Source organism: Nocardioides sp. NPDC047086 (assembly GCF_040643685.1).
Lineage (GTDB): Bacteria > Actinomycetota > Actinomycetes > Propionibacteriales > Nocardioidaceae > Nocardioides.
The window spans coordinates 1-26689 of the sequence record NZ_JBEYUV010000048.1; the positions used below are offsets into that span (position 1 = coordinate 1).

Consider the following 26689-nt stretch of genomic DNA (forward strand, 5'->3'; position numbering starts at 1 on the left):
CGGGTCGCCACCGCTGACCCCCCCTGACCTCCCCACCCCCGCGGTCGTCGCCGCCGTCGCCGCTCGGCGGTGGGGTGTCGAGACCAACACGGTCCCATCGAGCGCGGAGGGGACCGTGTTGGTCTCGACACGCTCGCTAGCGCTCGCGGCTCGACCAGCGGGGGGACGGCTCGACCAGCGGGGGCGGTGTCAACCCAACTGCCCGCGCACATACCCCGCGAGCGACCCGACGGACTCGAAGACCTCGGCGTTGATGTCGTCCTCGTCCATCTCGAAGCCGAAGCGGTCCTCGAGGACGGTGATCAGCTCGACCAGGGCAAGCGAGTCGAGCTCGGGCAGGGAGCCGAACAGCAGGGTGTCCGCGGTCAGCGTGCCGGCGCTGTGGTCGGGGCCGATCACCTCGGTGATCGCCCCGGCCACCCGGTCGAGGATCGCTTCGGTGGTGTCGATGGTCATGGGACTCCTTGGGTTTCAGACGAGAACTTCGAGCGGGACGGGGTGGCTCAGGAACGCGGTGGGGCTGGCGGTGAGGCCGTACGCCCCGGCCTGGTGGACCACGACCAGGTCGCCCACCTCGGCGCGCGGCAGGCTCACCTTGTCGCCGAGCAGGTCCAGGGGCGTGCACAGACAGCCGACGACCTGCACGGTCTCGTCCCCCGCCTCCACCGCGTCGCGGGCCGCCGCGACCGAGATCGGGTAGTTGCGGCGGATGACCTGGCCGAAGTTGCCCGAGGCGGCGAGCTGGTGGTGCATGCCGCCGTCGACGATCAGGAAGGTCTTGCCACGGGAGATCTTGCGGTCGACGACCCTGGTCACATAGACCCCGGCCTCGCCGACGAGATAGCGGCCGAGCTCGATGACGACCTGCGCGGACGGCAGCGCAGGACGTACGCGGGTGGCCAGCAGCTCCTCGAGCCGCGCGCCGACCAGCGGCAGATCGAGAGGCTGGTCCTGGGTGTAGTACGGGATGCCGAAGCCGCCGCCGATGTTGAGATAGGTCATCGCCGCCGGCAGGTCACCGGACAGCCGCAGGACGAGGTCGACGGTGCGCTCCTGGGCCTCCGCGAGGATCTCGGCGTGCAGGTTCTGGGAGCCGGAGAAGACGTGGAAGCCCGCCACCTCGACGTCGCGGTCGTGCAGCGTCTTGAGCAGCAGCGGCACCGTCTCGGCGTCGACCCCGAACTGCTGGGCACCTCCGCCCATCCGCATCCCGGAGCCCTTGACCTCGAAGTCCGGGTTGACCCGTACGGCCACCCGCGGCCGGATCCCGAGCCGGTCGGCGGCCTCGACCAGACGTTCGGCCTCCAGCGGTGACTCGATCTCGACGAGCACCCCGGCCGCGACGGCCTGGGACAGCTCGGCGACCGACTTGCCGGGCCCCGCGAAGCTCACCGCCGCCGGATCCGTCCCGGTGTCGAGCGCCACCCGCATCTCGGCCCCCGAGGCGACGTCGAGCGCGTCGACGGTGCGGGCCAGGTGCTGCACGACCGCGGGCATCGGGTTGGCCTTGACCGCATAGCTCAGGTGCACGTCATCGGGAAGTGCCGACCGCAGCGAGGCCACCCGGGCGTCGATCGCGGCCCGGTCGTAGGCGAAGAACGGGGTCGACCCGACCCGCTCGGCCAACCTCGAGACCGCCAGTCCCCCGACTGTCGGCCCGCCGGCGTACGTCATCTCACCACTCCAGACATGTCAGCTCGCTGTACAGGTAGTCGACCCGGGCCGGATCGAGGGCGTCGCTGCGCAGCATCTTCGGCCGCGACCGCGAGAGCCGGTAGGAACCGCGCGGCGCCCCGCCCGCGACCCGGTGCTCGACCAGGGTCGCCACGGCGCTGTGCTGGGTGAACAGGTGCGCGGCCAGCCGCGGCGCGTGCCGCCGGAGCAGCTCGGGGTTGCTCGCGTAGAGGACCGATGCGAAGGCGCGTACGCCCTTGCGCGTGTCCTTGCGAGCCACCACGTAGCAGTGCTCGGAGCCCGTGCTCAGCACCACGTGCCGGGCCGCGGCCGCGGCACGGTGGTCGGCGTAGAGCTCCCGCTCCTCGCCCTGCAGGACCGAGTCGAGTACGTCGGGACGACTGCTGACCCGCACCCCGCGCCTCGGCACAGCCGCTGCGGGGACCAGCGAGGTGGTCGTGTCCAGGTCGGTGAACTTGAGCTTCCGGTTGAGCGCGATGACGTTGCCCGAGGGCGAGAAGTCGGTGAACTCGTAGCCGGGCTGCTTGAGCAGCGTGGTCAGCAGCCGCAGCCCCTGATGGCGGTGGCTGTCGAGCACGCACCAGGCGCCCAGGTTGCAGACCTGGAGGGTCTCCGTGCCGGCCTTCCGGTCGGAGTAGTAGGCGAGGTAGGCCCCGACCACCCGCTCCGCCTCGGCGAGGAAGAAGCCGTGGTTGGGTTGGGGTACGTCCCACGGCACCCGCAGCGCCTGGGTCCACTCCAGCTCCTGGACCCGCGGGTTCAGCTGCTCGTGCAGGAACGCCGAGACGGCCGGGAGGTCCTCGGCGGTGATCGGGGAGAGCGCGGCCTTCATGCGCTCGCCACCCACTCGGGCCCCCGTGGCGCGCTCATCCGGCGGCGGCTGACCAGGGTGAGCACGGCCCGCCGGGAGGTCTTCTTCCCCAGCAGCGCCCGGCTGCACTCGCGGGCCAGCACCATCAGCCAGTACGCCGCCCCTTGGACGCGCCCGCGACGGACCGTGAAGAGCCGCACCCGGTTGGCGACCAGCAGCGCCCACAGCCCCGGTGAGGTGGTGGACTCGCCGCCGAGGTGCACGGCGCGGGCAGCGGGGACGTACCGGACCCGGAAGCCCCGGTCGTGGGCGCGCAGATGGAACTCGGTCTCCTCGGAGTAGAGGAAGTAGGACTCGTCCCACGGGCCGCACGCGCGCCAGCACTCGGCGCTGATCAGCTGGGTCGACCCCTCGGCCCAGTCGGTGTCCTGGCAGCGCTCGTACTCCGCCGGGTCGGCCACGACCTCCCCCGCCCACCGGACCCGTCCGGCGCGGTTGGCGCCGACCACGGCGTCGGCGAAGGCCCGCAGCAGGCTCGGCGCGCCGCGCATCGACTCGATCAGCCGGCCCTCGGCGTCGACCAGCCGGGGCACGGCCACGCCGACCCCGGGCAGAGCCAGCTCGCGGGCGAGCTCGGCGACGCAGTCCGGCTCCAGACGTACGTCCGGGTTGAGCACGAGCACCGCGTCGACGTCGGGATCCGCGGCGAAGGCAGCCGCGACACCTGCGTTGATCCCGGCGGCGTAGCCGCCGTTGCGACCGGTCTCGACGACGGTCGCGTCCGGCGCGAGGCGGCGAGCGGTCGCGACGGTGTCGTCGGCGGAGGCGTTGTCGGCAACCACCAGCCGCCATCTCAGACCGGCCAGCCCACCCGGCAGAGAGCCGACGAGATCGGCCAGCAGGTGAGCACTGTTGTAGGTCACCACCACGACGGCGATGGTTCGGATCGGGAGCGACACAGCACGAGTCTCAGCCGCGTCCGCCCCCGTCGGACCCGCCTCCCGACCGCAGATCCCCCGTATGAGGTAGGCCAACGCAGCCGGTCGCCCGGCACCGCCTCCGGATCCCTAGCGTGAGGAACATGCCCGCCCACGTGACCAACATCTGCTTCCACGGTATCGGCGAGCCCGAGCGCGAGCTGGAGCCGGACGAAGACCGCTACTGGATCAGCCAGGACGCCTACGAGGACATCCTCGATGCCGTCGCCGGCCGCCCCGAGGTGCGGATCAGCTTCGACGACGGCAACCACTCCGACGTCGCGATCGGACTCCCGGGCCTGCAGGCACGCGGCTTGAGCGCGACCTTCTTCGTGCTCGCGGCGCGGCTGGGGAGCCCGGGGAGCGTCGACCGCCTCGACGTCCGCCTCCTCAGGGTGGCGGGCATGCGGATCGGCACCCACGGCATGGACCACGTCAGCTGGCGTGGCCTCGACGCCACGGGCGTACGCCGCGAGCTGATCCAGGCGCGGGAGCAGATCACCATGGCCGCCGGCGAGGCGGTGGAGGAGGCCGCGCTCCCGCTCGGCCGCTACGACCGCGCCACGCTGCGCCACCTGCGCCGCCTGGGCTATCAGCACGTCTACACCAGCGACCGTGCTCACGCGGTGGCCGGAGCCTGGCTGCAGCCGAGGTTCAGCATCACCGCGGACGACGACGGGGCCAGCGTACGCAGCCAGATCCTGAACGGACAGGGCATCGCCAAGCGGATGGAACGGCAGGCGGCAGGACTGGTCAAGAGGCTGCGCTGACCGTCACGGCGCCCGGACGGTCACTGCGCCAGGACGGTCCGGATCAGGACGCGGTCGAACTTGCCGTTCGGCGAGCGCGGCAGCTCGGGATGCACGTCGATGGTCGACGGCACCATGTAGGGCGGCATCGCGCGACGTAGCGCGGTCAGCAGCCGGTCGACCTCGATCCCCTCTCCCGCGGGAGGCGTCACCAGCAGCACGATCCGCTGCCCGAGCCGCTCGTCGGGCACGCCGAGCGCCACCGCGTCGCGGACCAGGCCGGTGTCGTAGGCGACCTCCTCGATCTCGGTCGGGCTGACCCGGTAACCGGAGGTCTTGATCATGTCGTCCAGGCGCCCGACGAAGTAGAGGAAGCCCTCCTCGTCCGCCACGACCCGGTCCCCGGACCACACGCACAGCTCGGGCGTACGCCACGAGGCCTGCTCCCGCGGCAGCGGCCGGAACCGTTCGGCGGTCCGCCCGGGATCGCCCCAGTAGCCCTGGGCCACCAGTGCGCCGCGATGGACCAGCTCCCCTTCCTCGCCGGGATCGCACGGCGTGCCGTCCGGGCGGACGACGAGCACCTCGGCGTTGGGGATGGCCTTGCCGATGGAGTCCGGCCGGCGGTCGACCTCGGCCGGGTCGAGATAGGTGGAGCGGAACGACTCGGTCAGCCCGTACATCAGGAACGGCTGCGCCGTCGGGAAGTGCTCGCGGAGCCGTTGCAGCGTGGCCCGCGGCATCCGTCCACCGGTGTTCGCGAAGTAGCGCAGGCCGGCTCGCACCTCCGGCGGCCACTCGACGCCGGCCAGCTGCAGCCACAGCGGAGGTACGCAGGTCAGCCCGGTCACGCCGTGCTCCGCGCACAGCGCGGGAACCTCGCCGGGCAGCAGATAGTTCATCAGCACCACGTGCGCGCCGGCCGCGAAGGCCGTGGTGATCTGGCTGAGACCGGCATCGAAGCTGAGCGGGAGCACCGAGAGGATGACGTCCTCGGGCCCGTTGCCGAGATAGCTGCTGACGCTCTCGGCACCGACCACGAGGTTGCGGTGGCTCAGCACGACGCCCTTCGGCCTTCCGGTGCTGCCCGAGGTGTAGAGGATCGCGGCCAGATCCTGGTCGATCGTCGCGTCGCCAGGCGCGGAGGCGTCCGGCGCGACCACGCCGGACCGGAACACGTCGGACCAGGCGTGTACCTCGACGTCGAGCGCGATCTCGTCCGGGACCCCGCTGCCGACCAGGACGACGTGCTCGAGGGACTCGCACCCCTTCAGGTCCTCCCGGAGCAGCAGCAGCCGCTCGCGCGACGTGATGAGCACCTTGACCGAGCAGTCATCGAGGATGTGGGCGACCTGACCACCCTTGAGCAGCGGGTTGACTGGCACGAAGACCCCACCCGCGGCGGTGGTCCCGAAGATCGAGGCGACCGTCTCGGGCCGCTTCTCCAGGAAGATCGCGCAGCGGTCCCCGCGAGCCAGGCCGAGATCGCCGAGCCCGGCGGCGATCGCGCAGGCCGAGGCCCAGACCTCGGCGTAGCTCTGCGTGACGCCCTTGTACGAGAGCGCCGGGGCGCCGGGTCGGGCCTCGGCGTGCTCATGCAGCAGCGAGTGGAGCCCGGTCCTCATCGTGGTCCTCATCGCGTCCGCACCGCGATCATCGACTTGGTCAGACCGAGGACCCTCTCCCGGAGGATCTCGGAGTCGGGGAAGTAGGAGCGCATCTCCGTCATCCCGACCAGCTCGGTCCACTGCACGTCGGCCATCGCCTCGGCCCGGGACGCGGGCAGCGTGTGGACCAGCGGCCAGCGCTCGGCGACCCAGGCCCGCAGCGCCATCGGGAGGAACTGCATCCCGGGGAAGAGCCAGTGCGGCTCGATCGGGAAGTACCGGTAGGGCGTCTGGACCCAGTGCCGCGGCGCGGCCTGACGGATCTGCTCGGCCAGCCTGGACCGCTGCGCATGGCCCCCGACGTGCTCGAGCAGCGAGTTGGAGAACACCAGGTCGTACGCCACCGGCGCACCGGCCGCCTCCAGCGCCCCGCGCGCGTCGCAGGCGTCGCCCGTCACCGGCGTCAGCCAGCCCTCCTCGGACACGCCGGGCTCCGTCAGGTTGAGCACGACGACGTGCCCGGGACGTACGGGTGCACGGAGCCAGGACTCGGCCGTGCCGCCGACGTCGAGGACCTTCATGTCGGCGATGTCGGGAAAGAGCGCGGTGAACCTCTCCCAGCGCCGGAGCCGAAGCGTGGCGCCCAGCGACGCGGGAGAGTCCACCAGTCGGGAACGGAGCTCGAAGTTCACCCGACAATCGTCCACGGCAACCCGTCCGGACGACCCGCCCTGGCAAGCTCCTATCCCTCGTATCAGGTAGGCGCATGATCGGTATCTCGGCCGGCCCTCCGGCGGAGATACCGATTCTGGAGGATGCCCGAGCCGCCGGCATCTGTGCAGGGTCGGACATTGCAACGGCGCTGCCTACATCGGAACGGTGCAACCACATGCAGACCTCGGCAAGTCGAACCTCTGGACCGGCGCGCTCTCGAGGCTCTGCCCGAAGACCCTTCATCCTGATCGGCAGCATCCTGATCACCCTCGTCGCCATCGCCGCCTGGGTGCTCTGGCCGATCTCGCAGAGCCGTGCCGAGGCGGTCAGCCTGCTCCCCGATGACGCGGTTCCCGCGATCGTGGCCGACCGGGACCGCCGTCCGGTCGAGCTGGGTCTGCGGTTCCGGGTGACCGAGCCCGCGCAAGCGGTGGCGGTCCAGTTCTACAAGAGCTCGGCGAACACCGGGCCGCACACCGGCACCCTGTGGACCGGGAGGGGTCGTCAGCTCGCCGAGGCGAGGTTCGCCGACACCACCCGGCGCGGTCTCCAGGTGGCGGACCTCGACCGCAAGGTGACCCTCGAGCCCGGCCGGGACTACGTCGTCTCCTACACCGCGCCCCAGGGCCGCTACTCCACCGACCAGAGCTACTTCACCGAGCCGGTCTCCCGAGGGCCGATCACGGCCGGGGTGAATGCCGGCGTCTACTCCTACCGACCCGGGTCCTTCCCCACCCAGATCTTCGGGGCCAACAGCTACACCGTCGACATCGTGGTCCGCCGGACCGGCTCCGGCCAGTCCTCGTCACCGTCCTCGTCACCGTCTCCGTCGGCGTCGTCCGCGCCTACGACCGGATCGTCCGAGGCGTCCCCGAGGCCGTCGCCGACCTCGACGCCCACGGAGACCGGCCCGGCGACTCCGAGCGCACCTCCCCCGAGCTCGGCCTCGCCGGACGCCACCGCTGTCCCGTCGTCCCCGACCGCGATTCCCGGCGGGTTCCCGAGCTCGGCGACGACCGGGGTGCCCGCCGGCGTACGCCTGACGCCGTACACGGGTCCGTGCAACATCACCACGGCCGGCACCGTGATCGACGGCAAGACGGTGAACTGCACCCTGAACGTACGCGCGGCCGATGTCACGATCCGCAACTCGGTGATCAACGGGACCGTCTACAACGACGAGGCGTCCAACGGGCTGGGGTTCACGATCGTCGACAGCGAGGTCCGGGTCGGCAACCGCGGAGGCACGGGCATCGGCAACGTCGGCTTCACCGCGCTGCGGGTCGAGGTCACCGGAGGCAACCGCTCGATCAACTGCTGGCGCGACTGCACCGTCCGCGACTCGTACGTGCACGGGCAGTTCACCGACCTGAGCGGCGTCGCCCACGAGTCCGGGATCCGGATGGGTTCCGGCGGTGTCATCAGCCACAACACGATCACCTGCGACGCGCCTGACGTCCCGCCCGACGCCGGGTGCTCTGCTGGGCTCACCGGATACGGGGACTTCGCCACCGTCGAGAACAACCTCATCGAGCGCAACCTGTTCCTGGTCACGACCGGCGGCACCTGTGCCTACGGCGGCTCGTCGTCGGGCAAGGCCTACGGCGGCACCAACCACATCCGCTTCATCGACAACGTCTTCCAGCGCACCGCGGCGCGCCCGAACTGCGGCTACTGGTTCCCGATCGCGTCCTTCGACTCCTCAGCGCCCGGCAACGTCTGGCGGGGCAACGTGTGGTCCGACGGCGGCGTCGTGAATCCCGGGTGAGGGCTCCGTCGGTCTCTGCCGGACGAGCCGGTACAGAGCACCGGAGAGACCGACGACCAGGATGAAGCAGCCCGAGGACTGCGGGAACGCGAACAGGTCGTAGAAGGCCATCGCGGTCGCGCCGGCGAGGATCGCGGCGAGCAGCCCCTGGGCGAGCTCGCGGTCGAAATCGGTGGTCGCGGCCTCCCGGGCGCTGCGCGCGGTGAAGGCGGCGACCAGGATGACCGCCAGCAGCGCGGCCATGCCGATCAGCCCGGTCTCGATCGTGTGGCCGAGATACTGGTTGTCCAGGATCCAGTACTGCGGCAGGAACGTCCCTGGCCCCCGGCCCAGCCACGGGTCACGGGCGATGAACTGGAAGGCCACGCCGTAGGAGTCCGTCCGGGAGGCCACGCTGGCGTCGTCGCCGGCCCCGACGAACAGCCCGGTGATGACACCGAGCATCCCTGGCACGAGGAGATACACCAGGCCCGAGATCGCGGCCCCGCAGCCGAGCGCGACCAGACGCATCCGCCACGTCCAGCGGAGGGCGAGGACGATGATCGCGACGGCGGTGCAGAGGATGGCGGAGCGCGAGATGACCATGAAGATCGTGATCGAGACGACGACCAGGATCGCTCGGTAGAGCCAGCGTCGGGTGGGTGCGTGCAGCGCGTAGACGATCACCACCGGCAGCACCGTCGAGAGGATGACGCCGTACTCGATGGGGTGCGTGGAGGTCCCGCTCAGCCGTGGCATGCCGCTGCGTTCGTAGAGGCCGATCTCGATGCCCCGCGCGGAGAGCCCGGGGATGCTGATCCGGTCGACCAGGGCTTCTCGGGTCACGAACTGGGCCAGGCCCAGCACCGCGACCAGCCCGATCCCGATCACGAGCCGGCGCGCCACCGCGTGCAGCCGGTCGAGGGAGGAGATCCCTTCGGAGGCCACCATCGCCAGTCCCGCCAGCCCGATCATCTTGAGCAGCCCGCTGTCGGCGGGCGTCAGCTCGTTGCCGGGCATGGGGCCGGACATCGCCAGCACATAGGAGGCCATCACGGTCAGGAGGAGACCGAGGACCGCGAAACGTAGCGGCTGGAACCCGAGGTCGATCCGGTAGAAGCGCTGGACGTGGTACCAGACCCACCACAGGAACGCGCCGATCGCGACGATCGTCGCCGGCGCGCCGGCCGTGCCCAGCGCCGGCACGACGAGCACCGAGCGGATGGAGAGCAGCACGACGATGTAGACGGTCAGGATGGTGGCGGCGTCGACCGAGCGGCGTACCTCTACCGTCGGCTCAGCGAGGCTCCGTGCGACGGTGCGGCGTCCGGCCGGCATCGTCGCTCACCCGCGCTGTGCGCCGGAAGACCGCTCATCGCGCGGCACGACCTGGGTGAACCCGTTCCGGGCGGGCGTCGCCCGGCCATGGGGCTCCAGGGGCTCCACGTTGCTGCGCTCGGCGCGGTCCTCACCGAAGGGACCGACGTCGGGCGGCCCGTCCTCCCGCTCACGTCGGCCGCGGCTCCGCGAGAGCAGCAGCCCGTCCAGCAGCCCGATGCCGAGGAGCCCACCCACCAGGACGCCCGCACCGCCGACGATCCCGGCGCGGAGCTGGTCCTTGGTGACCTTCTCGGAGGTCTCGTCGATGGTGAGCTTCTGGATGGAGATGTACTCGCGGCGCTTGATCCCCAGGTCGGACTGCAGGCCGACGAGCACCCCCGGCGCGGCGTCGAACAGGTCGTTCAGGGCGCCGATCGTGTCCTCGTCGCTGGCACCGGTCACCTCGACCACGACGATCGGCCCGCTCACGGCCATGTCGGCGTACATCTCGTAGCTCACGTCCGGATGGCTCTCCTCGAGCTCGGCCCGAGCCGACTTGGACGTCATCGCGCGGATGAGGATGTCGCGGGCGGGGTTGAGTCCGCCCAGGGAGAGATAGGGGTTGCCCTCGATCTTCTCGCCCGCTCGGGTGGTCCCGTCGGGCGGGAAGAGGAGCAGGGTGCCCTGAGCCGTGTAGGAGGGGCCCACCCGGCCCATCATCACGACGACGGCGCCGACGGTCAGCCCCAGGGTGAGGATCACGAGATACCAGCGGCGCGCCAAGGCCCCCCACACCGCGCTGAGTTCCATGTGTTCCGGTCGCTTTCGCTAGACAGTGGCTGAAGGCATCCCCGTGCCCGGGCACAGCCATCGTCGGGTTCTCCCGCGTGCTCCGCGCCGCACCCGCCTCGTCATACCCAAGACGAGGTACCGACCGAACCGATCGTGGTCCCCCGTCGCCGGTCGCGCACAGGGTGAGGGTTGTGACAGCCCTCGAACTCGTCGGCCTGCTGCTGCGCAGGTGGTACGTCGTGGTGGCCTGCACCCTGCTGACGCTGGGCGGCGCCGTGGTGCTGCTCGACCGGCCGCCGGTCTACTTCACCCAGTTCGAGGTGGTGCTGCTCCCGCCGAAGGAGTCCGTGAACCCGAACACGCTCCGCGAGGACCCCTATGGGATGGTCCCGATGGCGGGCCTGCTGGTGGAGGAGTACAACCAGGGCCGGCACCCGCTCAACATGAGCACCACCGAGACGACCCTCTACGGCGAGGGCCTCGAGCGGGGCGAGCGGGTCCGGATGCGCAACGTCGGCAACCAGTGGCTCCCGATCTACAACAACCCGGTCATCGATGTGCAGGTCGTGAACACCGACGCGGATCGCGTCGAGGCGGAGGCCGCCCGGATCGGCCGGGACCTCGACCGCATCCTCCAACGGCGACAGGACGAGCTGGGGGTCCGCAAGGCGTCCCGGATGTCCACCGAGATGGCGCCGCAGGACGTGGTGGTCCAGGAGATCAGCGGCAGCCGGGCGCGTACGGCGGGAGGGCTCGCCCTGCTGGGCGGATCGCTCACCGTGGTCGCGGTGATCTGGGTCGAGCGGCTCTCCCGGGCCCGCGACGCGCGCCGCACGCAGGCCCGCGAGCAGACCGGCCCGGCAGCCCCTCGGCCCGACCGGGAGCTCATCTCGCAGCGGTGACTCCGGAGTGGCGCACCGCGCCGGAGGCGAGGTCGAGGTTGAGCAGGAACGCCACCGTCCCGGGCCCCGGATGGTGCCTGCCGGCGAGGACGTCGTCGAGCCAGCTCGGCTCGACGACCTCGCTCTCCGCGAGAGCGGCGACCGCCTCCGGGTGGGCCCGCCAGTAGGTCAGCACGGCGTCGGCCAGGATCTCGCCGCCCACCGGTGGCCGACCGCGTCCCCGGACCCGCTGGCCGAGCTTGCGACCGGCCTTGGCCACCGTCGTCGCGCCCCGTCGCCACGAGCTGCGCCATCCGGGCGTGACGTAGGTCGCCGGCGAGGGGCGCCCCTCGAGCGGCAGCCGGGCGAGGTCCGCGTCCAGCTCGACCTGGAGCCGGGCGAGGAAGCGGGAGCCGGCCTTGTCCTCGGGCGCGAGCGCCCGGACGGTCGCGATCCAGCGGTCGTCCAGCATCGGGTTGACGATCCGCCGGCGGGCGCTCACCGGCGACTCGGTCGCCCCCGCCCAGTGCTGCATCCGCTGGCCGAGGTAGAGCTCGTCCGTCGCCTCGAACCAGGGGTGCCCGCCCTCGGCGAGGGCGGTCAGGACCTCGGCATGGGCGACCTCGCGCGCCCGCTCCCGGAACGCCGGACGGAGCGCCGAGGACTCCACGGCCTCGTTGACGAACATCCGCCAGTCGGCCAGGCGCCGCGCCCGTGCCTCGGTGACCGGGCCGCCGCCGTCGCGACCGAGGTAGTAGAACCCACGGGCCACCTCGCCGCCGAGGCCGGAGATCCGCGGGCCCGGCATCGCCCGGGCCTCGGCGAAGTCCAGGGCCGCCCAGGCCAGCGGATCCGCACCGAGCTCGACCGCGCCGGCGGCCGTCACGCATCGGGCGTAGGCGTCCTCGGGCTCGAGCGCGTCGAGGCCGTCCACGTCGATGATCTCGTGTCTCATCCCGTAGCGCTGTGCCAGAGCGGCGGCGATCCTCACGTCCGGAGAGTCCGGTCGCCCGAGGGTGACCACACGGAGGCCGCGACGGCGCCGAGGCTCGATCGCGGAGAGCAGCAGCCGTGAGTCCTGACCGCCCGTGAGCTGAAGGATCGCGTCGGGGTGATCGTCGAGGTAGGCAGCCAGGTAGCCGCGGAGCATACTGCTCATCGACTCGACCGCGTCGGTGAGGTCGACCCGCTCCCTGTCGGATTCCTCGGTGAAGGTGTCCATGCGGAGTCGGCCGTCCCCGATCTCGACCAGCCGGCCCGCGGGCACCTTCGTCACGGACTCGAACAGGCTGCGCCCGCGCAGCTGCCACCCGAGCAGGCTCTGGACGGCGAGACCGTCGTGGTCCAGCGACGTCGGTGCGAGTCCCGCCAGCACCCGCGCCGACGTCGAGACCGCCGCCCAGCCGGGGCCGACCCGGTAGTAGAGGTGACGGAACCCGAGCGCGTCGGTGGTGGCGGTGACGGCGTTCCCGGAGCACTGCACGGCGCCGAAGGTCGGCAGCATCTCCGCGAGCGCCTTCCGGTCCCCGCGGCCGATCATCCGAGCCACGTCCTCGGGTTCGATCACCAGGTTCCGTCGCCTCAGCTCGCGCGCGAGGACCAGCGTCCGGCCATCGACCAGCGGGTCGTCGAATCCCCAGGTGGCCGTCTGCAGCCCCGACCGGGTGCCGTCGCAGGCCGCCTCGGGCGCGACGGCCGTGACCGCTACGGCCAAAGCCGGCGGGAACCGGCCGGCGGCTGCGGAGACTGCCGCGAAACCCGGGGGTGAGGACGTCATGGAAGAACCCTAGGAAGGGCCCGCGGCAGCGCCGGCGCCTCCGGCGATGCGTACCCAATCCACGGGAGCGCCGCCCCGGGCCGTGTCCTCGATGATCCTGCGCACGCCCGCACGCGGGTGTGCCCAGTTGTCGGTGCGTACGCTCGCTGCGGCGGCCTCCGCCCGGGCCGGGATGTCGGTCGCCTCGACGGCCGCGGCGAGGGCGTCGGCGATGCCCCCCGGTGTCGCGGGTGCCCAGCTGACCTGCGGGTTGTCCAGGTCCGCACGCGCATCGGGCGAGGAGTTCACCACTGGTACACAGCCCGCCGCGAGCATCTCCTCGGCGACCAGCGAGATGTTGGTGAACGACATCGCCAGGCCGGCGACGCAGCTGTTGTAGAGCGCGTTCAGCCCCTCCGGGGTGAGGCGGCCGTGATGGACCACCGGGATCCCGAGGTCGGGCACGGGCGAACCGTAGACGTGGATGGGCTGGTCCGGGTGCCGCCGGTGGAACTCCGCGAGCGCGAGGGTGCCGAGCAGATAGCCACGTCGCGCCAGACCCGGCTTGGCGTAGAAGACGACGCCGGAGCGCTGCCCCTGGTTCTGGAGCGAGTAGACGGCGGTGTCGCACGAGAACGGCACCAGCTCCGAGGAGACCCCCAGGTCCTCGCGCAGCCTGCGGTGCACCATGTCCCCCAACGCGATGTTGGTGAACCCGAACCGGTAGGTGTCGGCGGCCAGCTCGTACTCCGACCCGCGCGGCGAGAACAGCGGCTCGTAGTCCTGGATGAAGTAGAGCCGGTGCAGAGGCCTCCTCGGCCGGACGGCGAGCACGTGGGCCGACTCCCACCCGGTCGCCACACAGGCGTCCAGCCCGTCGAACCCCTCGTCGACGGAGCGCACCTCGGCCCGGACCTGTGGCCAGGAGGACCGGACGACCGCCTCCTGTGCCGCGGCCGAGCCGTGGTGCCGGTCGTAGAGCAGCACGACACAGCGGTGACCGGCCTGTTCCAGCGCCTCCACCATCCGGAACATCGTGGTGTGACCACCCGAGCCGGCCGCCGGCGGCGTGGTGAGCCAGCCGACCACCAGCGGGCGTCCGTTCGGCACCGGCGCCACCGGCCCCGGCTCCAGACGCGTGGAGTCGGCGATGTCCTCGGGCAGCAGGCCGAAGTCGAGGGTGTGTGCGTCGAGCTGTCGATAGGCACGCCGTACGACGCGGCGGACCACCCCGCGGGGCCCTTCGCGTCTGAGCTTCCCGGCGATGCCGCCGAGGACGCCGCTCACCGACGCACGACCTTGGCGAGGACGTCCGCGACGATCTCCTGCTGATCTGCGGTGATGCCCGGGAACATCGGCAGCGAGAGGATCTCCTGCGCGAGCGCCTCCGCGACCGGGAACGAGCCGGGTCCGTGTCCCAGCCAGGAGAACGCGGGCCACAGGTGCACCGGTGCCGGGTAGTGGATACCGGCGCCGACGCCGGCCTCCAGGAGCTCGCGTAGCACCCGGTCGCGGTCGGCGACCCGGGCGACGTAGAGGTGCCAGACGTGCTGGTTGCCGGGCAGGACCCGCGGGAGAACCACCCCGGGCAGGTCGGCGAGCAACGTGGCGTACCGCTGCGCGGCCTCGTCGCGTTCGGCGTTCCAGCCCTTGAGGCGCTCGAGCTTGAGGGAGAGCACCGCCGCCTGGACCGAGTCCAGACGGGAGTTGGTGCCGACGTCGAGGTGCTCGTACTTCGCGACCCCGCCGTGGTTGCGCAGGGCACGGACCCGGTCGGCGATCTCCGCCGACCCGGTGGTCACCGCTCCGGCGTCCCCGTACGCGCCGAGGTTCTTGCCCGGGTAGAAGCTCGTCGCGGCGGCTACACCGAAAGAACCCGCCGGCCGGCCGTTGCGGCTCGCTCCCTGGGACTGGGCCGCATCCTCCAGGAGGAGTACGTCCTCCCCCACCGCCTCGCGGAGGTGCTCGAACGGTGCCACCTGTCCGTACAGGTCCACCCCGATGACCGCACGGGTGCGGCCGGTGACCCGGCGGGCGATGTCGACGGGATCGATCAGGAAGTCCTCGTCGCAGTCTGCGAGCACCAGATCGGCGCCGACGATCGCGACCGCCTCGGCAGTGGCGACAAAGGTGTTCGCGGGCACGATCACCTCGTCGCCGGCCCCGACGCCCGCGCCGCGCAGGGAGAGCACGAGCGCGTCGGTGCCGTTGCCGACGCCGACGCAGTGCTCGACGCCTGCGAACTCGGCGTACTCCTCCTCGAAGCGCCGCACCTGCGGGCCGAGCACGAACTCGCCGCTCGCGCAGATCTCGGCGAACGCGCTCACCGCGTCGTCGTTGATGGCCGCGTTCTGGGGCCGCAGGTCGACGAAGGGCACGCTCGGGCGTGGATTGACTGTCATGACGGATTTCCTTCCGGGAGGGAGGCCGACTCGAGCCGGCGGAGCCGGTTGAACCGGGAACGCCACCACCGCAGCAGCGGGAGGGCGTAGAGGACGAGGACGAGAACGGCGACGCCGAGCAGCGTGAGGACCCGGTTGCTCCCGAGGCCGGCGAGCCAGCCGCAGACGACGGCCGCCGGGACGGCCGCGAGGAGCGGGACCGCCGCCTGTCGGAGGAGGTCTCCGGGCCGGACCCCGACCGTCGCGAGCGCACGCAGATAGAGCGGCACCACCACGACCGCGACGACCGCGACATGGGTCCAGCCGGCGCCGGCCAGGCCCCAGCGGGTGACGCCGACGATCATCGCCGGCACCATCGCCACGACCCACGCGACCTGCACGACGAGGACGGCTCGGGTCTCGCCCGCGGCGACGAGGAAGGTGGCCACCAGGTCGAGCACGACCCGGACACCCCCGAACACCGCGAGCCCGGCGAGCGCCGCGGCCGCAGGCTCCCAGCGCTCGCCGTAGACCAGGGTGACCAGCGGGACGGCCGCGGCGGCGAGGCCGAGCGAGGCCAGGGTGGCCACGGCGACCAGGGGCGCGATGCAGAGCACCAGGCCACGGTTGCGGACCTGCACCGAGGATGCCTGGGAGAACGCGGGCAGCGCGACCACCCGGACGGCGGCTCCCAGAGCGCTCATCGGCCAGGAGGAGATGTTGAAGGCGAGCACGTAGAGCCCGAGCTGCTCGGGGCCGAGGGTGCGGGAGACGATGAGGTTGTCGATGCTCAGCAGCAGCCAGGAGAGCAGGTTCGCCGCGGCCAACGGGAGACAGAAGGCGAGCGAGTCCCGGGCCAGCACGGGGTCGAACCCCAGCCGTGGCACGGTGCGGGTGACGACGTACAGGCCGACCGCGATCACGCTCTGGCAGGCGATCTGGCCGCAGGCGAGCGCCTCGGCACCCATGCCACCCAGGATCAGCCCGAGCGCGACCACCACCGAGGCCACCAGCCCGAGTCCGTTGATCCCGAACAGGGCACCTTGGCGGTAGGCCCTGGTCAGCCGCGCGGAGGGAACGATCGTGAAGCCGAAGACCGCGATGCTGACCGCCATCAGCCTGATCACGTCGGTCGACTCCGGGCTGTCGAAGGCGATCGCGATCGGCTCCGCGGCCAGCGCCATCGTCGCACCGAGGGCGAGGCTCACGCCCAGGCCGATGCTCGCCACCGTCGGCGCCCGAGGCTCCATGTCGGGCGCACGGACCAGGTCGGCGCCGAGCCCGAGATCGGCCAGGGTGCTGAGGATCGTCCAGACCGTCAGCGCCACCGCGTACACCCCGAACTCGGCCGGTGCGACCAGCCGGGCGACCAGGATGCCGAACAGCACGCTGCCGACCCGCATCGCGATGGTGCCGCCCAGACCCCAGCCGAGGCCACGGCTCACTCGCGCGGCGACCGTCCCCTGAGGGGCCGTCGTGGTCATGTGCCGTACCTGCGCTCGAACCGCCACCGTAGGTGATGCCGGACCTTCGCGGTCGCGCGGCTCCACGGCGCCGTCCGGGACGCCCGGCCCGCCATGGCCTCGTCCCAGGCGCGCCCCCAGGCCCTGGTTCCCCGGACGACGGGGTACGTCTCGGCGGCGAAGTCGAGGTAGTCGAGGAGCGTCCCCGAGTCGCCGTGCGCGGTCTCCCGGCCACGGCGCAGGGCCTCCCGGGCCAGGGCACGCATCGCGTACGGCCGCAGCCTCTGGACGTCGGCGACGTCCGGTGCGCGCTCGTCGAAGACGATGTCGAAGGTGCGCCGGCGCTCTCGCAGGTCGGTGAGCCAGCCGGCGTACTCGGTCAGGTGCATGTTGGCGTCGTGCACGCGATACGCCGCCTGGATCGGTCCGTCCACCCGGCCGACGTCCCAGTGCACCGCCGTGCGCAGCCACATGTCGAAGTCGCCCGAGTGGGGCAGCCGGGGATCGTAGCCGTCGGTCTGCTCGAGCGCCTCCCGGCGCATCACCGCCTCGGGGCTGACCAGGAAGCAGCGACCCTGCCGCGCCGCGGTGCCGAGCCAGTCCCGTCCCGACCAGACCGACCAGCTTCGGGTCCTGGTCGGACCTACCGGGAGGTCGTCGGTGAACGAGCGGGCGTACCCGTAGACCAGGCCGACGCCGGGATGGTGCTCCATCAGGGCGACGGCACGGGTGAGCGCGTCGGGCATCAGCACGTCGTCCGCGGAGACGAGGGTGACATAGTCGCCGCGCACTCGGGAGAGTCCGTCGTTGTACGTCTGGATGTGCCCGGCGTTCCGTTCGTGGACGAGCACCTCGACGCGCGGGTCCGCCGCGGCCAGCGAACGCGCGACGTCGGCGCTGCCGTCGGGGGACGCGTCGTCGACGATCAGCACATCGACGTCGACGCCGTCCTGGGCGAGGGCACCCGCGACCGCCTGGGGCAGGTAGTGCCCATAGTTGTAGCAGGGGATCACGACACTGACCGAGGGTCGTGTCCGCAGTGGTCGCGGACGGTGGAAGCGGCGCATCAGACCGGCACCCGGACCGGGCGGGCAGGGACCCCGGCCCAGGTCGCGCCTGCGGGAAGGTTCTCGAGGAGCACGGCGCCCATGCCGAGAACGGCGTCGGCGCCCACGGCGACGCGCTGGCGCACCGAGGAGCTCATCCCGAGATAGGCGGCCTCACCGACGACCACCTCCCCGCCCAGGACGACCCCGGCGCACAGCGTGGCGAAGTCCGCGACGATGTCGTCGTGGGTCAGGACCGCGTTGGGCATGACCACGACGTGCTGACCGACCGAGACCTGCGACGTCAGCCTGACGCCGGCGAGCAGGACGCTGCCGGGCCCGACCTCGCACCCCTCGGCGACCGACGCATCGGGGTGGATGATGGTCGCGAACCGCTCCGGGGTCACCCCGTAGTCGAGCAGGCGCTCCAGGAGCCGTCGGCGCACCCGGCCCGATCCGGTGCAGATCACCAGGTCCGCGCCGCAGTCGGTGACCAGCTCGACGGGACCGATGACCTTGGCCCCGCCGACGACGGTCCCCCATCGCTCGCGGTCGTCGTCGACCGCGACGATCTGGTCGTAGCCGCTCGCCGCGGCGGCCACCTCCCCCGCCAACCCGCTGGCGGCGACGAGAACGAGCGTGGTCATCGGCGTGCTCCCCCCTGTCGGAGTACGCCGATGACCCGCGCCTGCTCCGAGTCCGACATCTGGTGGAAGAGCGGCAGGATGAGCGTGTTGTCGGTGAGGTGCTCCGTGGCCGGCAGCTCGACCTTCTCCGAGGCGTACGCAGGCTGCCGGTGGGCCGCCATGATCCCGCGTCGCGCGGAGATCCCGGCCTCGGCCAGGGCGCTCAGCAGCCCCTCGCGGTCCATCCCGTACGCAGCCGAGCGGTGTATCGAGCTTGTCGAGATGACCTCCACCCAGAACGACTGGAAGTTGCTCGTGCCCCAGGCCGGGTCGGCCACGGCACGCAGCCCGTCGATCTCGAGGATCGCCTTCGCATAGGCCGCGGCCAGCTCGCGGCGCCGGGCCACGATCTCGTCCAGCCGGTCGAGCTGCACGATGCCCACCGCGGCCTGCAGGTCGGTCATCCGGAAGTTGAACCCGACCTCGTCGTAGGACTCCGGCGGGGAGACGAGGCTCGCGTGCCGGTCGGCGGCCGAGACGCTCATGGCGTGCTCGCGCAGCGTGCGTGCCCGCGCGGCCAGGTCGCCCCGCGAGGTGGTGAGCATCCCGCCCTCGCCGGTGGTGAGGAGCTTGCGCGGGTGGAAGGACCAGACGGCGATCTCGGCGCCGGCGCCCACGGGACGGCCGCGGTACGTCGAGCCGGCGCCGCACGCCGCGTCCTCGATGACCACGATGTCGAGCGGGTCGCAGACCTCTCGGATCGCGTCCAGATCGACCGGCACCCCGCCCTGATCGACCACGATGACCGCGGTCGTCCACGGGGTGAGGGCGGCCCGGACCGTCTCGGCGGTGAGGTTCCCCGTCACCGGCGAGACGTCGGCGAAGACCGGCCGGGCCCCGACGTAGGTGGGCGCGTTGGCGGTCGCGATGAACGAGAACGACGGGACGACGACGTCGTCCCCGGGGTTCACCCCGGCCACGATCAGCGCCAGGTGGAGCGCCGTGGTGCAGCTCGAGGTGGCGACCGCATGAGCGGCCTGCTGAGAGTCGGCGAAACGGCGCTCGAACTCGGCCACGCGCGGCCCCTGGGCGACCCAGCCGGAGCGGAGCACCTCGGTGACCGCGGTGACCTCCTCCTCCCCCAGCCACGGCTGCATGACGTTGATCCGACTCACGATGTACCACCACCACCGAGGGCGCGCCCGGCCGCGATCTCGGAGCGCAGCGGCGCCCACCACTCGACGAGCTGTCGCAGCCCCTCCTCGAGCCCGATCGTGGGAGTCCAGCCCAGGTCGTCGCGGGCGGCCGAGATGGAGGCGAGCCGGCGGGTGACCCCGTTGACCGCTCGCTCCGGGCCGTGCTCGACGCCGAGCGACGAGCCCATCACCCGCAGCAGCGCCTCGGCCAGCTCCAGCAACGAGGTCTCGGTGCCGGAGGCGATGTTGTAGACGCCCTCGTTCATCTCGGAGGCGGCCGCCAGGATGTTGGCGCGGGCGATGTCGGGAACGCAGACGAAGTCCATCGTCTGGCGCCCGTCGCCGAAGATCAGCGGCGGCTTGCCGTCGGCGATCCGCTCCATCCACCGCACCAGCACCTCGGTGTAGGCGCCGTGGACGTCCATCCGGGGTCCGTAGACGTTGAAGTAGCGCAGCCCGACGTAGTCGAGCCCGTGCATCGCCCGGAAGGACCGCACCAGCCCCTCGTTGTAGGACTTCGCGGCCCCGTAGAGGGTGTCGTTGTTGTTGTGGTGGTGCCCCTCCTGCGTCGGGAACTCCTCGGCCAGCCCGAAGACGGAGGCCGAGGAGGCGTAGATCAGCTTCGAGACACCTGCGGAGACCGCGGCCTCGACGACGTTGAAGGTGCCGTCGACCAGCACCTCGTTGGCCAGCCGCGGCTCCTCGGCGCACAGCGTGATCCGGATGGCGGCCTGGTGGAAGACCAGGTCCTTGCCGAGCGTCAGATCGTGGACGAGCGAGCGGTCGCGGATGTCGCCCTCGACCAGCGTGACCCGACCCGAGGCGAGGGCGTCGTCGAGGTTGGCCTTGCGTCCCCGGATCAGGCTGTCGAGCACGTCGACGTGCGCGACTCCCGCGTCGAGGAGCTGGTCGACGATGGTGGAGGCGATCGTGCCCGCACCTCCGGTGACCAGCACGTTCGCGCCGTTCAGTGTGGTGAGGTCGGGATACGTCATCGGATCAGCTCCAGGGTGGGGGTCAGGGCGGCCACCTCGACGAGGGCGCCACGGGCTCGGAGGCTGGTCTGGGCCGCCTCCAGGACGGAGAGGACACGGAGCCCGGCGGCCCCGTCGGTGCGCGGCGTACGGCCTTCCCGGATCGCCTCGGCGAACTCGCCGACCATCCGCGAGAGCGCCTCGTACTCGGGCAGCGCCGGCGCCCAGGTGTCGCCCAGGCGGTAGGAGACCGTCGCGGCGGCGCGGTCGGCGATGTCCACGCTCTGCTGGACCAGATCGACGCCGCGGTCGAAGACGCTGAGCCGCTGCTGCGGGTTGAGGTCGTCCCAGACCAACGTACGCCGGCTCCCGCCGATCACCATCTGCCTGATCTTGGTGGGGCTGAGCCAGTTGACGTGGACGTGGGCCATCGCCCCGCCCTCCAGCGGCAGGGTGAGATAGCCGACGCACGCCTTGCCGGCTCCCAGCGGGTCGGAGCCCTGGGCGGCGACCCCGGTGGGGCGCAGCCCGCCGGGTAGGACGAAGTCGAGGATGGAGAGGTCGTGCGGGGCCAGGTCCCAGAAGACGTCGACGTCGGGCTGCACCAGCCCGAGGTTGATCCGCACCGAGTCGACGAACAGGATCTCGCCGAGCGACCCGTCCTCGACCAGCTCGCGGATCTTCTGCACGACCGGCGTGTAGCAGTAGGTGTGGTCGGCCATCAGCACGAGATCGTTGGCGCGCGCAGCCTCGACCATGCTCCGCCCGGACGCCACGTCGTCGGCCAGCGGCTTCTCGACGAGCACGTGCTTCCCGGCCCGCAGCGCCCGCTCCACCAGCCCCCGGTGCGTCCGAGCCGGGGTGGCGATCGCGACCGCGTCCACGTCCTGGCGCGCGAGCACCTCGTCGAGGTCGGTCGTGGCCAGCACGTCGGTGCCGCCCCCGATCACCTCCCGGGCCCGCGCGAGGTCGAGGTCGACCACCGCGACCAGCGTCCAGTCCCGTGCGTTCCGGAAGTTGCGGACCAGGTTGGGCCCCCAGTACCCGGCCCCGACCACTGCTACGCCGAGCGGTTCCCCATCAGTCATGTCGACCATGGAATCGGCGAGGGGCGAGGCTCCGAAGAGCCTCGCCCCACCTATCCCCGCAATTAGGGACTGCCCGTCCGGACTACGGTGACGCCGGGCGGAACCGCACGTCCACGAAGTAGTTCGTGGAGTTCCAGGATCGGTTCGGGAGACCCCCTCCGCTCCCGTATCGATACCGGCCGTTGGCCCCGCCCGGAGCCGTCAGTGGGCCGACCGTCCGGGACTGCGTGAGGGCGGCGGGCGTGGAGGCGTAGCGCCCGTTGGGTGCGTAGTAGGAGACGACGTACGTCGCCCCCGGGGTGAGCGCGACCGGGGTGGGCAACGTGGCCTGCTGCCAGCCGGTCGCGGTCTCACCGGTGAAGGTCACCGTCGCGATCCGGGTGCCGGCCGAGTTCCACAGCGAGCCGGTGTGGGTGCCGGTGTTGCCGGTGCCCTTGTAGAACCGGATCGCCGTCACCGAGCCGGCCACGGACGTCGAGAAGGCGGTGCCGACCTCGATCGGCATCAGGTCCACCGTCGACGCGTTCTGCGGTGTCACCCCGGTGAACAGCGAGACCTCTGTCGGGACGGCCGCGGCGGTCGTGAACGACCACGTCTGCGTCGGCAGGCTCACCCCGTCGGTCGAGACCACGCCCGAGACGCTCACCGACACCGTCGCCCCGGCCGGCAGCGCGGCCGACGGCGTGAACTGCAGCGTACGGCCGTCGCTGCTCAGCGCCGCCGAGCCAGCCACCGAGGATCCGTTGGCGGTGGCCGACATGCTCCAGCCGTTCGCCACCGGCGCCGAGAACGTGATCGCGGGATCGACCCCGGTGTCCACGCCCGTTGCGCCCGAGGTCGGATCACGCCCGGTGACGCTCATCGTCGCTGCTGCCCGTTCGAAGACGACGTCGACGAAGTAGTTCGTCGCGCCCCAACTGAAGGTGGGGAACCCACCTGCGGCTCCGTAGAGATATCGGCCGTTGTTGGTCGCCGGCGCGGTCAGGTCGCCCGAGGTCCAGGCGGTGTTGAAGAACCCGCCGGTGGCCGAGTAGTGGCCCTGCGGAGCGAGATAGGAGACGACGTACGTCGCCCCCGCCGTCACCGGGACCGGCTGGGAGAGCGTCGCCTCCTGCCAGCCCGAGGCGGTCTCGCCGACGAAGGTGACCGAGGCCAGCCGGGTGCCGGAGTCGGACCACAGTGACCCGACATGGGTTCCGTTGTTGCCCGTCCCCTTGTAGAACCGGATCGCGGTCACCTGGCCGTCACGTGCGGAGGTGAAGGCGGTGCCCACCTCCACCGGGGAGGCATCGCTCACAGCCAGCTGCTGCGGCACCTGGGCACCGAAGAGCGACTGGCTGGTCGCCGACTGGGCCCGGGTGCGGAACGTCCAGTTCTGTGGAGCCAGCGTGGCCCCGTCGACAGAGGTCACCCCGGTCAGGCTGACCGAGACGTCCGCATCGGACGGGAGCAGATCGGTGGGATCGAAGGTGATCTCGTTGCCGGCCTGGTTCAGCGACGACGTCCCCGCGATCGGCCCGCCCGGGCCCGAGAGGTTCATCTGGTAGCCGGAGGTGATCGCGCTCGAGAAACCGACGGTGATGTTGGTGCCGCGCGGCACCGAGACCGCACCCGGAGCCGGGCTCTGTGCCGTCACGGTCAGCGTCGGCGCACCCTTCTGGAAGACCAGGTCCACCATGTAGCTGGAGGCCGAGGAGTTGCCCGGGAATCCTTCGCCATAGGTATAGGCGCCGGCGGTCGAGCTGACCGTGATCGGCCCCTTGGAGAGGTCCGAGGCGGCGAACGCGTTCGGCGTCGCCGAGTAGGACCCATTGGTGTGGTATGAGGCGGTGTACTCCACGCCTGCCTGAACCGCGACCGGCTGCGCGAACGTGAGGGTCTGCCAGCCGGTGGTGCTCTCACCGGTGAAGGTGCCCTGCGCCAGCGCCTGACCGCTGCTCGACCACAGCGTGCCGGTGTGCGGCCCGGTGTTGTTCACGGCCTTGTAGAACCGGACGCCGGTGACGGTTCCGGTGACGGTCGGGCGGAAGCGTACGCCCAGCGTGAGCGAGGCACGCTCGGAGTCCTCCAGGATCGTCGGCACGTCCTCGTCGTTGTAGATCGAGCACGGGCACACTCCTGGTGTCGCCGGCGGTTTCGCGGTCGTGAACGACCAGGTCTTGCCGCCGGAGAGCGCGGTTCCCTGACTATCGGTGGCCGCGAGGGTGACGGTGTGCTTCACGAATCCGGCCAGCTGGCTCGAAGGCGTGAAGGTGACGGTCCTGGTGCTGGCGTCGTAGCTGGTCGACCCCGGCACCGATGCTCCCAGGGCGTCCTTGAGCGTGACCTGGACCGAGGAGGCGACCACCGGCTTGGAGAAGCGCGCGCTGATGGTGGTCGAGCGCGGAACCGATGACGAGTCGGCCAGCGGCCACGGACTGATCGCGGACAGCGGTGAGTCGTCGGTGGTCGTGAAGACCACGTCGACGTAGTAGTTGGAGTTCTGGTGGGAGTTGGCCGGGAACGTGCCGGGGTTGGCGTAGACGCCCGCGGGCGCGGCGCCGTAGCCACCGGCGATGTCGAGCGGGTAGGCCTCCATGCCCCGGGCGGCGAAGGCCCATGGCTGCACCGCGTAGCGCCCGTTGGGGGCGGTGTAGGAGACGATGTACGTCGTGCCCGCACTCAGCGCCACCGGACTGGTGAACAGGGCCTGCTGCCAGCCGCCCGAGGTCTCCCCGGTGAAGGTGACCTGGGCCAGTCGCTCGCCGCTGGTGCTCCAGAGCGAGCCGGTGTGGGTGCCGGTGTTCCCGGAGCCCTTGTAGAAGCGCACGCCCGCGGCGTACCCGTCGGTGAGCGGGGTGAAGCGCAGGCCGAGCTCGGCGGCGCTGGGGTCGTCGGCCGACGGCGTCGCCGGGCCGGTCACGGCTGTCCAGGTGGTCGGGATCGGGGTCTCGCCGAAGATGCTGCACCCGCAGGAGACGTTGAACGTGCGCGTCGCCGCCGTGCCGATGTTGGCGCTGTCGTCGACCGCTCGGACCCTGACCGAGGTGTTGCCGACGCCGGGCTGGATGTACTCGACCGTCCAGGCCGAGGTGCCCTTGCCCGGGTGCCAGCTGCTGCCGCCGTCGGTGGAGTACTCCACGCCCGCGACGACTCCGCCGACGTCGGTGGCGGTGCCGGTCAGGGTCACCTTGGCGCCGTTGGCCTGGGTCGATCCTGCCGCGGGTGTGCTGATCGAGACCGACGGACCCGTGGTGTCGGTCGAGGCCGTGACCGCCTGCAGGCCTGCCATGAGCGTCGTCGGTTGGGCGCCCATGTCGGCAAGCAGGTTGACCTGCGCCTGCTGCATCGCCTGACTGGTCGCGTCATTGTTGTAGGGACTGTCGTGGGTCGCGTCCAGGCCCCAGGTCCACTGCACGGTGCCGGCACCGAAGACCAGCGCGCCGCTAGGAGCGCGGTAGAGCGTGATCGAGTGGGTGGTCGTCCCGTCCCCGACGCTGCTGCCGAAGTCGTGCATGTACTGGCCCTGGATGAACCCGGTCGTCTCCGAGGCCCGGATCAGGCCGGGTGGGCGGAACCCGTTGTCCTGAGCCTCGTCGGACTCGTAGCCCACCGTGTGCGGAGCCAGCGCCGTGGTGGCGCCGCTCATCTGGTTCAGGCCGGTGCCGCGCCAGAGCCGCTGCTTGCCCTGCTCCCGGGTGACGGTCAGCGGCAGGTCGGTGTTGTTGGACATGAAGATGGTGCCGGTCAGGGCGTTCTCCGGCAGCCCGCCGCCCTGGCTCTTCGGCGCGTAGCGCGGGTCCCGCCAGGTCGAGGTGGACTCGTCGGCCGGGTCCGAGGCGCCCCAGGCCTCCTTGTAGGTCACCAGCGTGCGGTAGGCCCGCTTCCCGGTCTCACCCAGCTGCGAGGACTCGTAGCGGGTACGCCAGTAGACCTCGTTCCCGCTGAGGAACTGCAGGTTCACCCCGGCGTCGCGGGCGGCCTCCACGTTGGCCCGCTGGGCGCCGCTCCAGTACTCGTCGTGGCCGACCGAGAGGAAGGTCTTGTGGTTGGTGAGCAGCCCGCCACGGCGGTCGGTGTCGACCCCGGCGATGTAGCTGACGTCGTACCCGTTCCGTTCCAGGAACCTCACCAGCGGGAACTCGTTGGCGAAGTAGAAGTCCCGCGCCGGGCTGTGCCGGGTCACGAAGGGGCGGTTGTAGCTGAGCTTGTACGCCCGCCCGTTCGCGCCACCCTGGTAGAAGCTCGACCCGCCGTAGAGGTTGTACGCCTGCCAGGTGGTGTCCGAGGTCTGGAAGACCACGTCGGAGTGGCTGGAGTCGTCACGGACGATGAAGGTGATGTGGCTGGCCTCGTTCCTGTCGGAGCGGTGGAGCAGCGCGACATAGACACCGGAGACCGCGGTCGACGGCACCTGCCAGGTCGCCGAGACCGCCCAGTTGCCGCAGTCGGTCATCTCGGTCGCAGCCTCACGCGTGCAGTTGGGCTGGTTCTGCGGCAGGTTCGCCGACGGCGTGACCGACGCGATCCGCCGGGCTCCGTCGCCTCCGTACCAACCGGTGCGGTAGATCGTGATCGTGTACGCCGAGGCGTCGGTGTCGACCTTGAAGTCGATCGGGCTGCCGACGTTGACACTGATGTCGGTGGCGAACCCCTGGATCGAGTCATCCCCCGCCCCGTCGATGTCCCACTCGCTCGGCGGCGAGCCCGGCTTGGAGTTCTCGCAGGCGATCTTGTTGCCGCCCGTGCCACACGGGTCACCCGCGGCGTACGCCGTGGGCGTGGCGGTGAGGCCGGTCAGGCCGGTGAGGACGAGGACGGCTCCGAGCAGCGGTGCCAGGAACCTGCGGCTCCCGGATCTGGGATGCATCATGAAGGACGTGCCCC

At 71.3% G+C, this 26689-nt stretch carries 21 protein-coding genes; 3 read left to right on the top strand and 18 right to left on the bottom strand.

From position 1 onward, the window contains the following. Nucleotides 1–189: 189 nt before the first annotated feature. From ABZ796_RS24780 to ABZ796_RS24795, 4 genes are read right to left on the bottom strand one after another with little or no spacing between them, the layout of a single operon-like run. Nucleotides 190–456 carry a phosphopantetheine-binding protein gene (locus tag ABZ796_RS24780; RefSeq protein ID WP_357340588.1) on the bottom strand — a complete coding sequence of 89 codons (267 nt, stop codon included), beginning with the start codon at nt 454–456 and terminating at the stop codon, nt 190–192. 15 nt (nt 457–471) lie between these two features. Next, on the bottom strand, nt 472–1674 hold the full coding sequence (locus tag ABZ796_RS24785) for a pyridoxal-dependent decarboxylase, exosortase A system-associated (RefSeq protein ID WP_357340590.1): 1203 nt from the start codon (nt 1672–1674) through the stop codon (nt 472–474). A 1-nt stretch (nt 1675) separates the two neighbouring features. Continuing rightward, nucleotides 1676–2527 (bottom strand): hypothetical protein, encoded by an 852-nt coding sequence (locus tag ABZ796_RS24790; protein ID WP_357340592.1) that lies wholly within the window; start codon nt 2525–2527, stop codon nt 1676–1678. Then, on the bottom strand, nt 2524–3465 hold the full coding sequence (locus ABZ796_RS24795; RefSeq protein WP_357340593.1) for a glycosyltransferase family 2 protein: 942 nt from the start codon (nt 3463–3465) through the stop codon (nt 2524–2526). Before ABZ796_RS24795 ends, ABZ796_RS24790 begins: the two co-directional genes overlap by 4 nt. Nucleotides 3466–3587: 122 nt before the next feature. Between ABZ796_RS24795 and ABZ796_RS24800 the strand changes: the two genes are divergently transcribed. Next, the gene (locus tag ABZ796_RS24800; RefSeq protein ID WP_357340594.1) at nt 3588–4253 is read left to right on the top strand and encodes a polysaccharide deacetylase family protein; all 666 of its coding nucleotides are present in this window, start codon (nt 3588–3590) and stop codon (nt 4251–4253) included. A gap of 20 nt (nt 4254–4273) precedes the next feature. On the opposite strand, the gene ABZ796_RS24805 is transcribed toward ABZ796_RS24800, so the two are convergent. Next, nucleotides 4274–5857, bottom strand: a complete 1584-nt coding sequence (locus ABZ796_RS24805; RefSeq protein WP_357340595.1) for an acyl-CoA ligase (AMP-forming), exosortase A system-associated — start codon at nt 5855–5857, stop codon at nt 4274–4276. Nucleotides 5858–5865: 8 nt separating this feature from the next. Then, on the bottom strand, nt 5866–6531 hold the full coding sequence (locus ABZ796_RS24810; RefSeq protein ID WP_357340596.1) for a hypothetical protein: 666 nt from the start codon (nt 6529–6531) through the stop codon (nt 5866–5868). Nucleotides 6532–6728: 197 nt separating this feature from the next. On the opposite strand from ABZ796_RS24810, the gene ABZ796_RS24815 reads away from it, so the two are divergent. Continuing rightward, complete coding sequence (locus ABZ796_RS24815) at nt 6729–8321, top strand: DUF4082 domain-containing protein (RefSeq protein WP_357340597.1); 1593 nt, start codon at nt 6729–6731, stop codon at nt 8319–8321. On the opposite strand, the gene ABZ796_RS24820 is transcribed toward ABZ796_RS24815, so the two are convergent. Both ABZ796_RS24820 and ABZ796_RS24825 read right to left on the bottom strand, forming a co-directional pair. Continuing rightward, complete coding sequence (locus ABZ796_RS24820) at nt 8256–9638, bottom strand: O-antigen ligase family protein (RefSeq protein WP_357340599.1); 1383 nt, start codon at nt 9636–9638, stop codon at nt 8256–8258. The genes ABZ796_RS24815 and ABZ796_RS24820 overlap by 66 nt on opposite strands. 6 nt (nt 9639–9644) lie before the next feature. Next, nucleotides 9645–10430 (bottom strand): hypothetical protein, encoded by a 786-nt coding sequence (locus tag ABZ796_RS24825; RefSeq protein ID WP_357340601.1) that lies wholly within the window; start codon nt 10428–10430, stop codon nt 9645–9647. Between the two features lie 173 nt (nt 10431–10603). Here ABZ796_RS24825 and ABZ796_RS24830 point away from each other — a divergent pair, with 173 nt between their 5' ends. Continuing rightward, on the top strand, nt 10604–11314 hold the full coding sequence (locus ABZ796_RS24830) for a hypothetical protein (RefSeq protein WP_357340603.1): 711 nt from the start codon (nt 10604–10606) through the stop codon (nt 11312–11314). Here ABZ796_RS24830 and ABZ796_RS24835 read toward each other — a convergent pair. From ABZ796_RS24835 to ABZ796_RS24880, 10 genes are all read right to left on the bottom strand, one after another. After that, a complete protein-coding gene (locus ABZ796_RS24835; RefSeq protein WP_357340604.1) occupies nt 11298–13070 on the bottom strand; it encodes a hypothetical protein in 1773 nt (590 codons plus the stop codon). The genes ABZ796_RS24830 and ABZ796_RS24835 overlap by 17 nt on opposite strands. 9 nt (nt 13071–13079) lie before the next feature. Next, complete coding sequence (locus tag ABZ796_RS24840; RefSeq protein WP_357340606.1) at nt 13080–14336, bottom strand: glycosyltransferase family 1 protein; 1257 nt, start codon at nt 14334–14336, stop codon at nt 13080–13082. Next, on the bottom strand, nt 14333–15451 hold the full coding sequence (locus ABZ796_RS24845) for a DegT/DnrJ/EryC1/StrS family aminotransferase (protein ID WP_357340608.1): 1119 nt from the start codon (nt 15449–15451) through the stop codon (nt 14333–14335). The genes ABZ796_RS24840 and ABZ796_RS24845 overlap by 4 nt, the downstream gene beginning before the upstream one ends. After that, nucleotides 15448–16914 (bottom strand): oligosaccharide flippase family protein, encoded by a 1467-nt coding sequence (locus tag ABZ796_RS24850; protein ID WP_357340609.1) that lies wholly within the window; start codon nt 16912–16914, stop codon nt 15448–15450. Before ABZ796_RS24850 ends, ABZ796_RS24845 begins: the two co-directional genes overlap by 4 nt. Further along, nucleotides 16911–17960, bottom strand: coding sequence for a glycosyltransferase family 2 protein (locus ABZ796_RS24855; protein ID WP_357340611.1), 1050 nt, complete (start codon nt 17958–17960; stop codon nt 16911–16913). Before ABZ796_RS24855 ends, ABZ796_RS24850 begins: the two co-directional genes overlap by 4 nt. Further along, the gene (locus ABZ796_RS24860) at nt 17960–18586 is read right to left on the bottom strand and encodes an acetyltransferase (protein ID WP_357340613.1); all 627 of its coding nucleotides are present in this window, start codon (nt 18584–18586) and stop codon (nt 17960–17962) included. The genes ABZ796_RS24855 and ABZ796_RS24860 overlap by 1 nt, the downstream gene beginning before the upstream one ends. Beyond that, entirely contained in the window at nt 18583–19740 is a 1158-nt protein-coding gene (locus ABZ796_RS24865) for a DegT/DnrJ/EryC1/StrS family aminotransferase (protein ID WP_357340614.1), read from the bottom strand. Before ABZ796_RS24865 ends, ABZ796_RS24860 begins: the two co-directional genes overlap by 4 nt. Next, nucleotides 19737–20756: an NAD-dependent epimerase/dehydratase family protein gene (locus ABZ796_RS24870; protein ID WP_357340615.1), complete on the bottom strand. Its 1020-nt coding sequence runs from the start codon at nt 20754–20756 to the stop codon at nt 19737–19739. Before ABZ796_RS24870 ends, ABZ796_RS24865 begins: the two co-directional genes overlap by 4 nt. Beyond that, nucleotides 20753–21823: a Gfo/Idh/MocA family oxidoreductase gene (locus ABZ796_RS24875; protein WP_357340616.1), complete on the bottom strand. Its 1071-nt coding sequence runs from the start codon at nt 21821–21823 to the stop codon at nt 20753–20755. Before ABZ796_RS24875 ends, ABZ796_RS24870 begins: the two co-directional genes overlap by 4 nt. An 82-nt stretch (nt 21824–21905) precedes the next feature. Then, on the bottom strand, nt 21906–26675 hold the full coding sequence (locus ABZ796_RS24880) for a DUF4082 domain-containing protein (RefSeq protein ID WP_357340617.1): 4770 nt from the start codon (nt 26673–26675) through the stop codon (nt 21906–21908). Nucleotides 26676–26689 lie beyond the last annotated feature (14 nt).

What these genes read in the sequence shown, in the direction of transcription:
- ABZ796_RS24880 (WP_357340617.1), bottom strand. Translation starts at nt 26,675, where the DNA reads ATGATGCATCCCAGATCCGGGAGCCGCAGGTTCCTGGCACCGCTGCTC.
- ABZ796_RS24790 (WP_357340592.1), bottom strand. Translation starts at nt 2,527, where the DNA reads ATGAAGGCCGCGCTCTCCCCGATCACCGCCGAGGACCTCCCGGCCGTC.
- ABZ796_RS24870 (WP_357340615.1), bottom strand. Translation starts at nt 20,756, where the DNA reads ATGACGTATCCCGACCTCACCACACTGAACGGCGCGAACGTGCTGGTC.
- ABZ796_RS24835 (WP_357340604.1), bottom strand. Translation starts at nt 13,070, where the DNA reads ATGACGTCCTCACCCCCGGGTTTCGCGGCAGTCTCCGCAGCCGCCGGC.
- ABZ796_RS24820 (WP_357340599.1), bottom strand. Translation starts at nt 9,638, where the DNA reads ATGCCGGCCGGACGCCGCACCGTCGCACGGAGCCTCGCTGAGCCGACG.
- ABZ796_RS24855 (WP_357340611.1), bottom strand. Translation starts at nt 17,960, where the DNA reads ATGCGCCGCTTCCACCGTCCGCGACCACTGCGGACACGACCCTCGGTC.
- ABZ796_RS24805 (WP_357340595.1), bottom strand. Translation starts at nt 5,857, where the DNA reads ATGAGGACCGGGCTCCACTCGCTGCTGCATGAGCACGCCGAGGCCCGA.
- ABZ796_RS24815 (WP_357340597.1), top strand. Translation starts at nt 6,729, where the DNA reads ATGCAGACCTCGGCAAGTCGAACCTCTGGACCGGCGCGCTCTCGAGGC.
- ABZ796_RS24780 (WP_357340588.1), bottom strand. Translation starts at nt 456, where the DNA reads ATGACCATCGACACCACCGAAGCGATCCTCGACCGGGTGGCCGGGGCG.
- ABZ796_RS24845 (WP_357340608.1), bottom strand. Translation starts at nt 15,451, where the DNA reads ATGACAGTCAATCCACGCCCGAGCGTGCCCTTCGTCGACCTGCGGCCC.
- ABZ796_RS24825 (WP_357340601.1), bottom strand. Translation starts at nt 10,430, where the DNA reads ATGGAACTCAGCGCGGTGTGGGGGGCCTTGGCGCGCCGCTGGTATCTC.
- ABZ796_RS24785 (WP_357340590.1), bottom strand. Translation starts at nt 1,674, where the DNA reads ATGACGTACGCCGGCGGGCCGACAGTCGGGGGACTGGCGGTCTCGAGG.
- ABZ796_RS24875 (WP_357340616.1), bottom strand. Translation starts at nt 21,823, where the DNA reads ATGACTGATGGGGAACCGCTCGGCGTAGCAGTGGTCGGGGCCGGGTAC.
- ABZ796_RS24800 (WP_357340594.1), top strand. Translation starts at nt 3,588, where the DNA reads ATGCCCGCCCACGTGACCAACATCTGCTTCCACGGTATCGGCGAGCCC.
- ABZ796_RS24850 (WP_357340609.1), bottom strand. Translation starts at nt 16,914, where the DNA reads ATGACCACGACGGCCCCTCAGGGGACGGTCGCCGCGCGAGTGAGCCGT.
- ABZ796_RS24860 (WP_357340613.1), bottom strand. Translation starts at nt 18,586, where the DNA reads ATGACCACGCTCGTTCTCGTCGCCGCCAGCGGGTTGGCGGGGGAGGTG.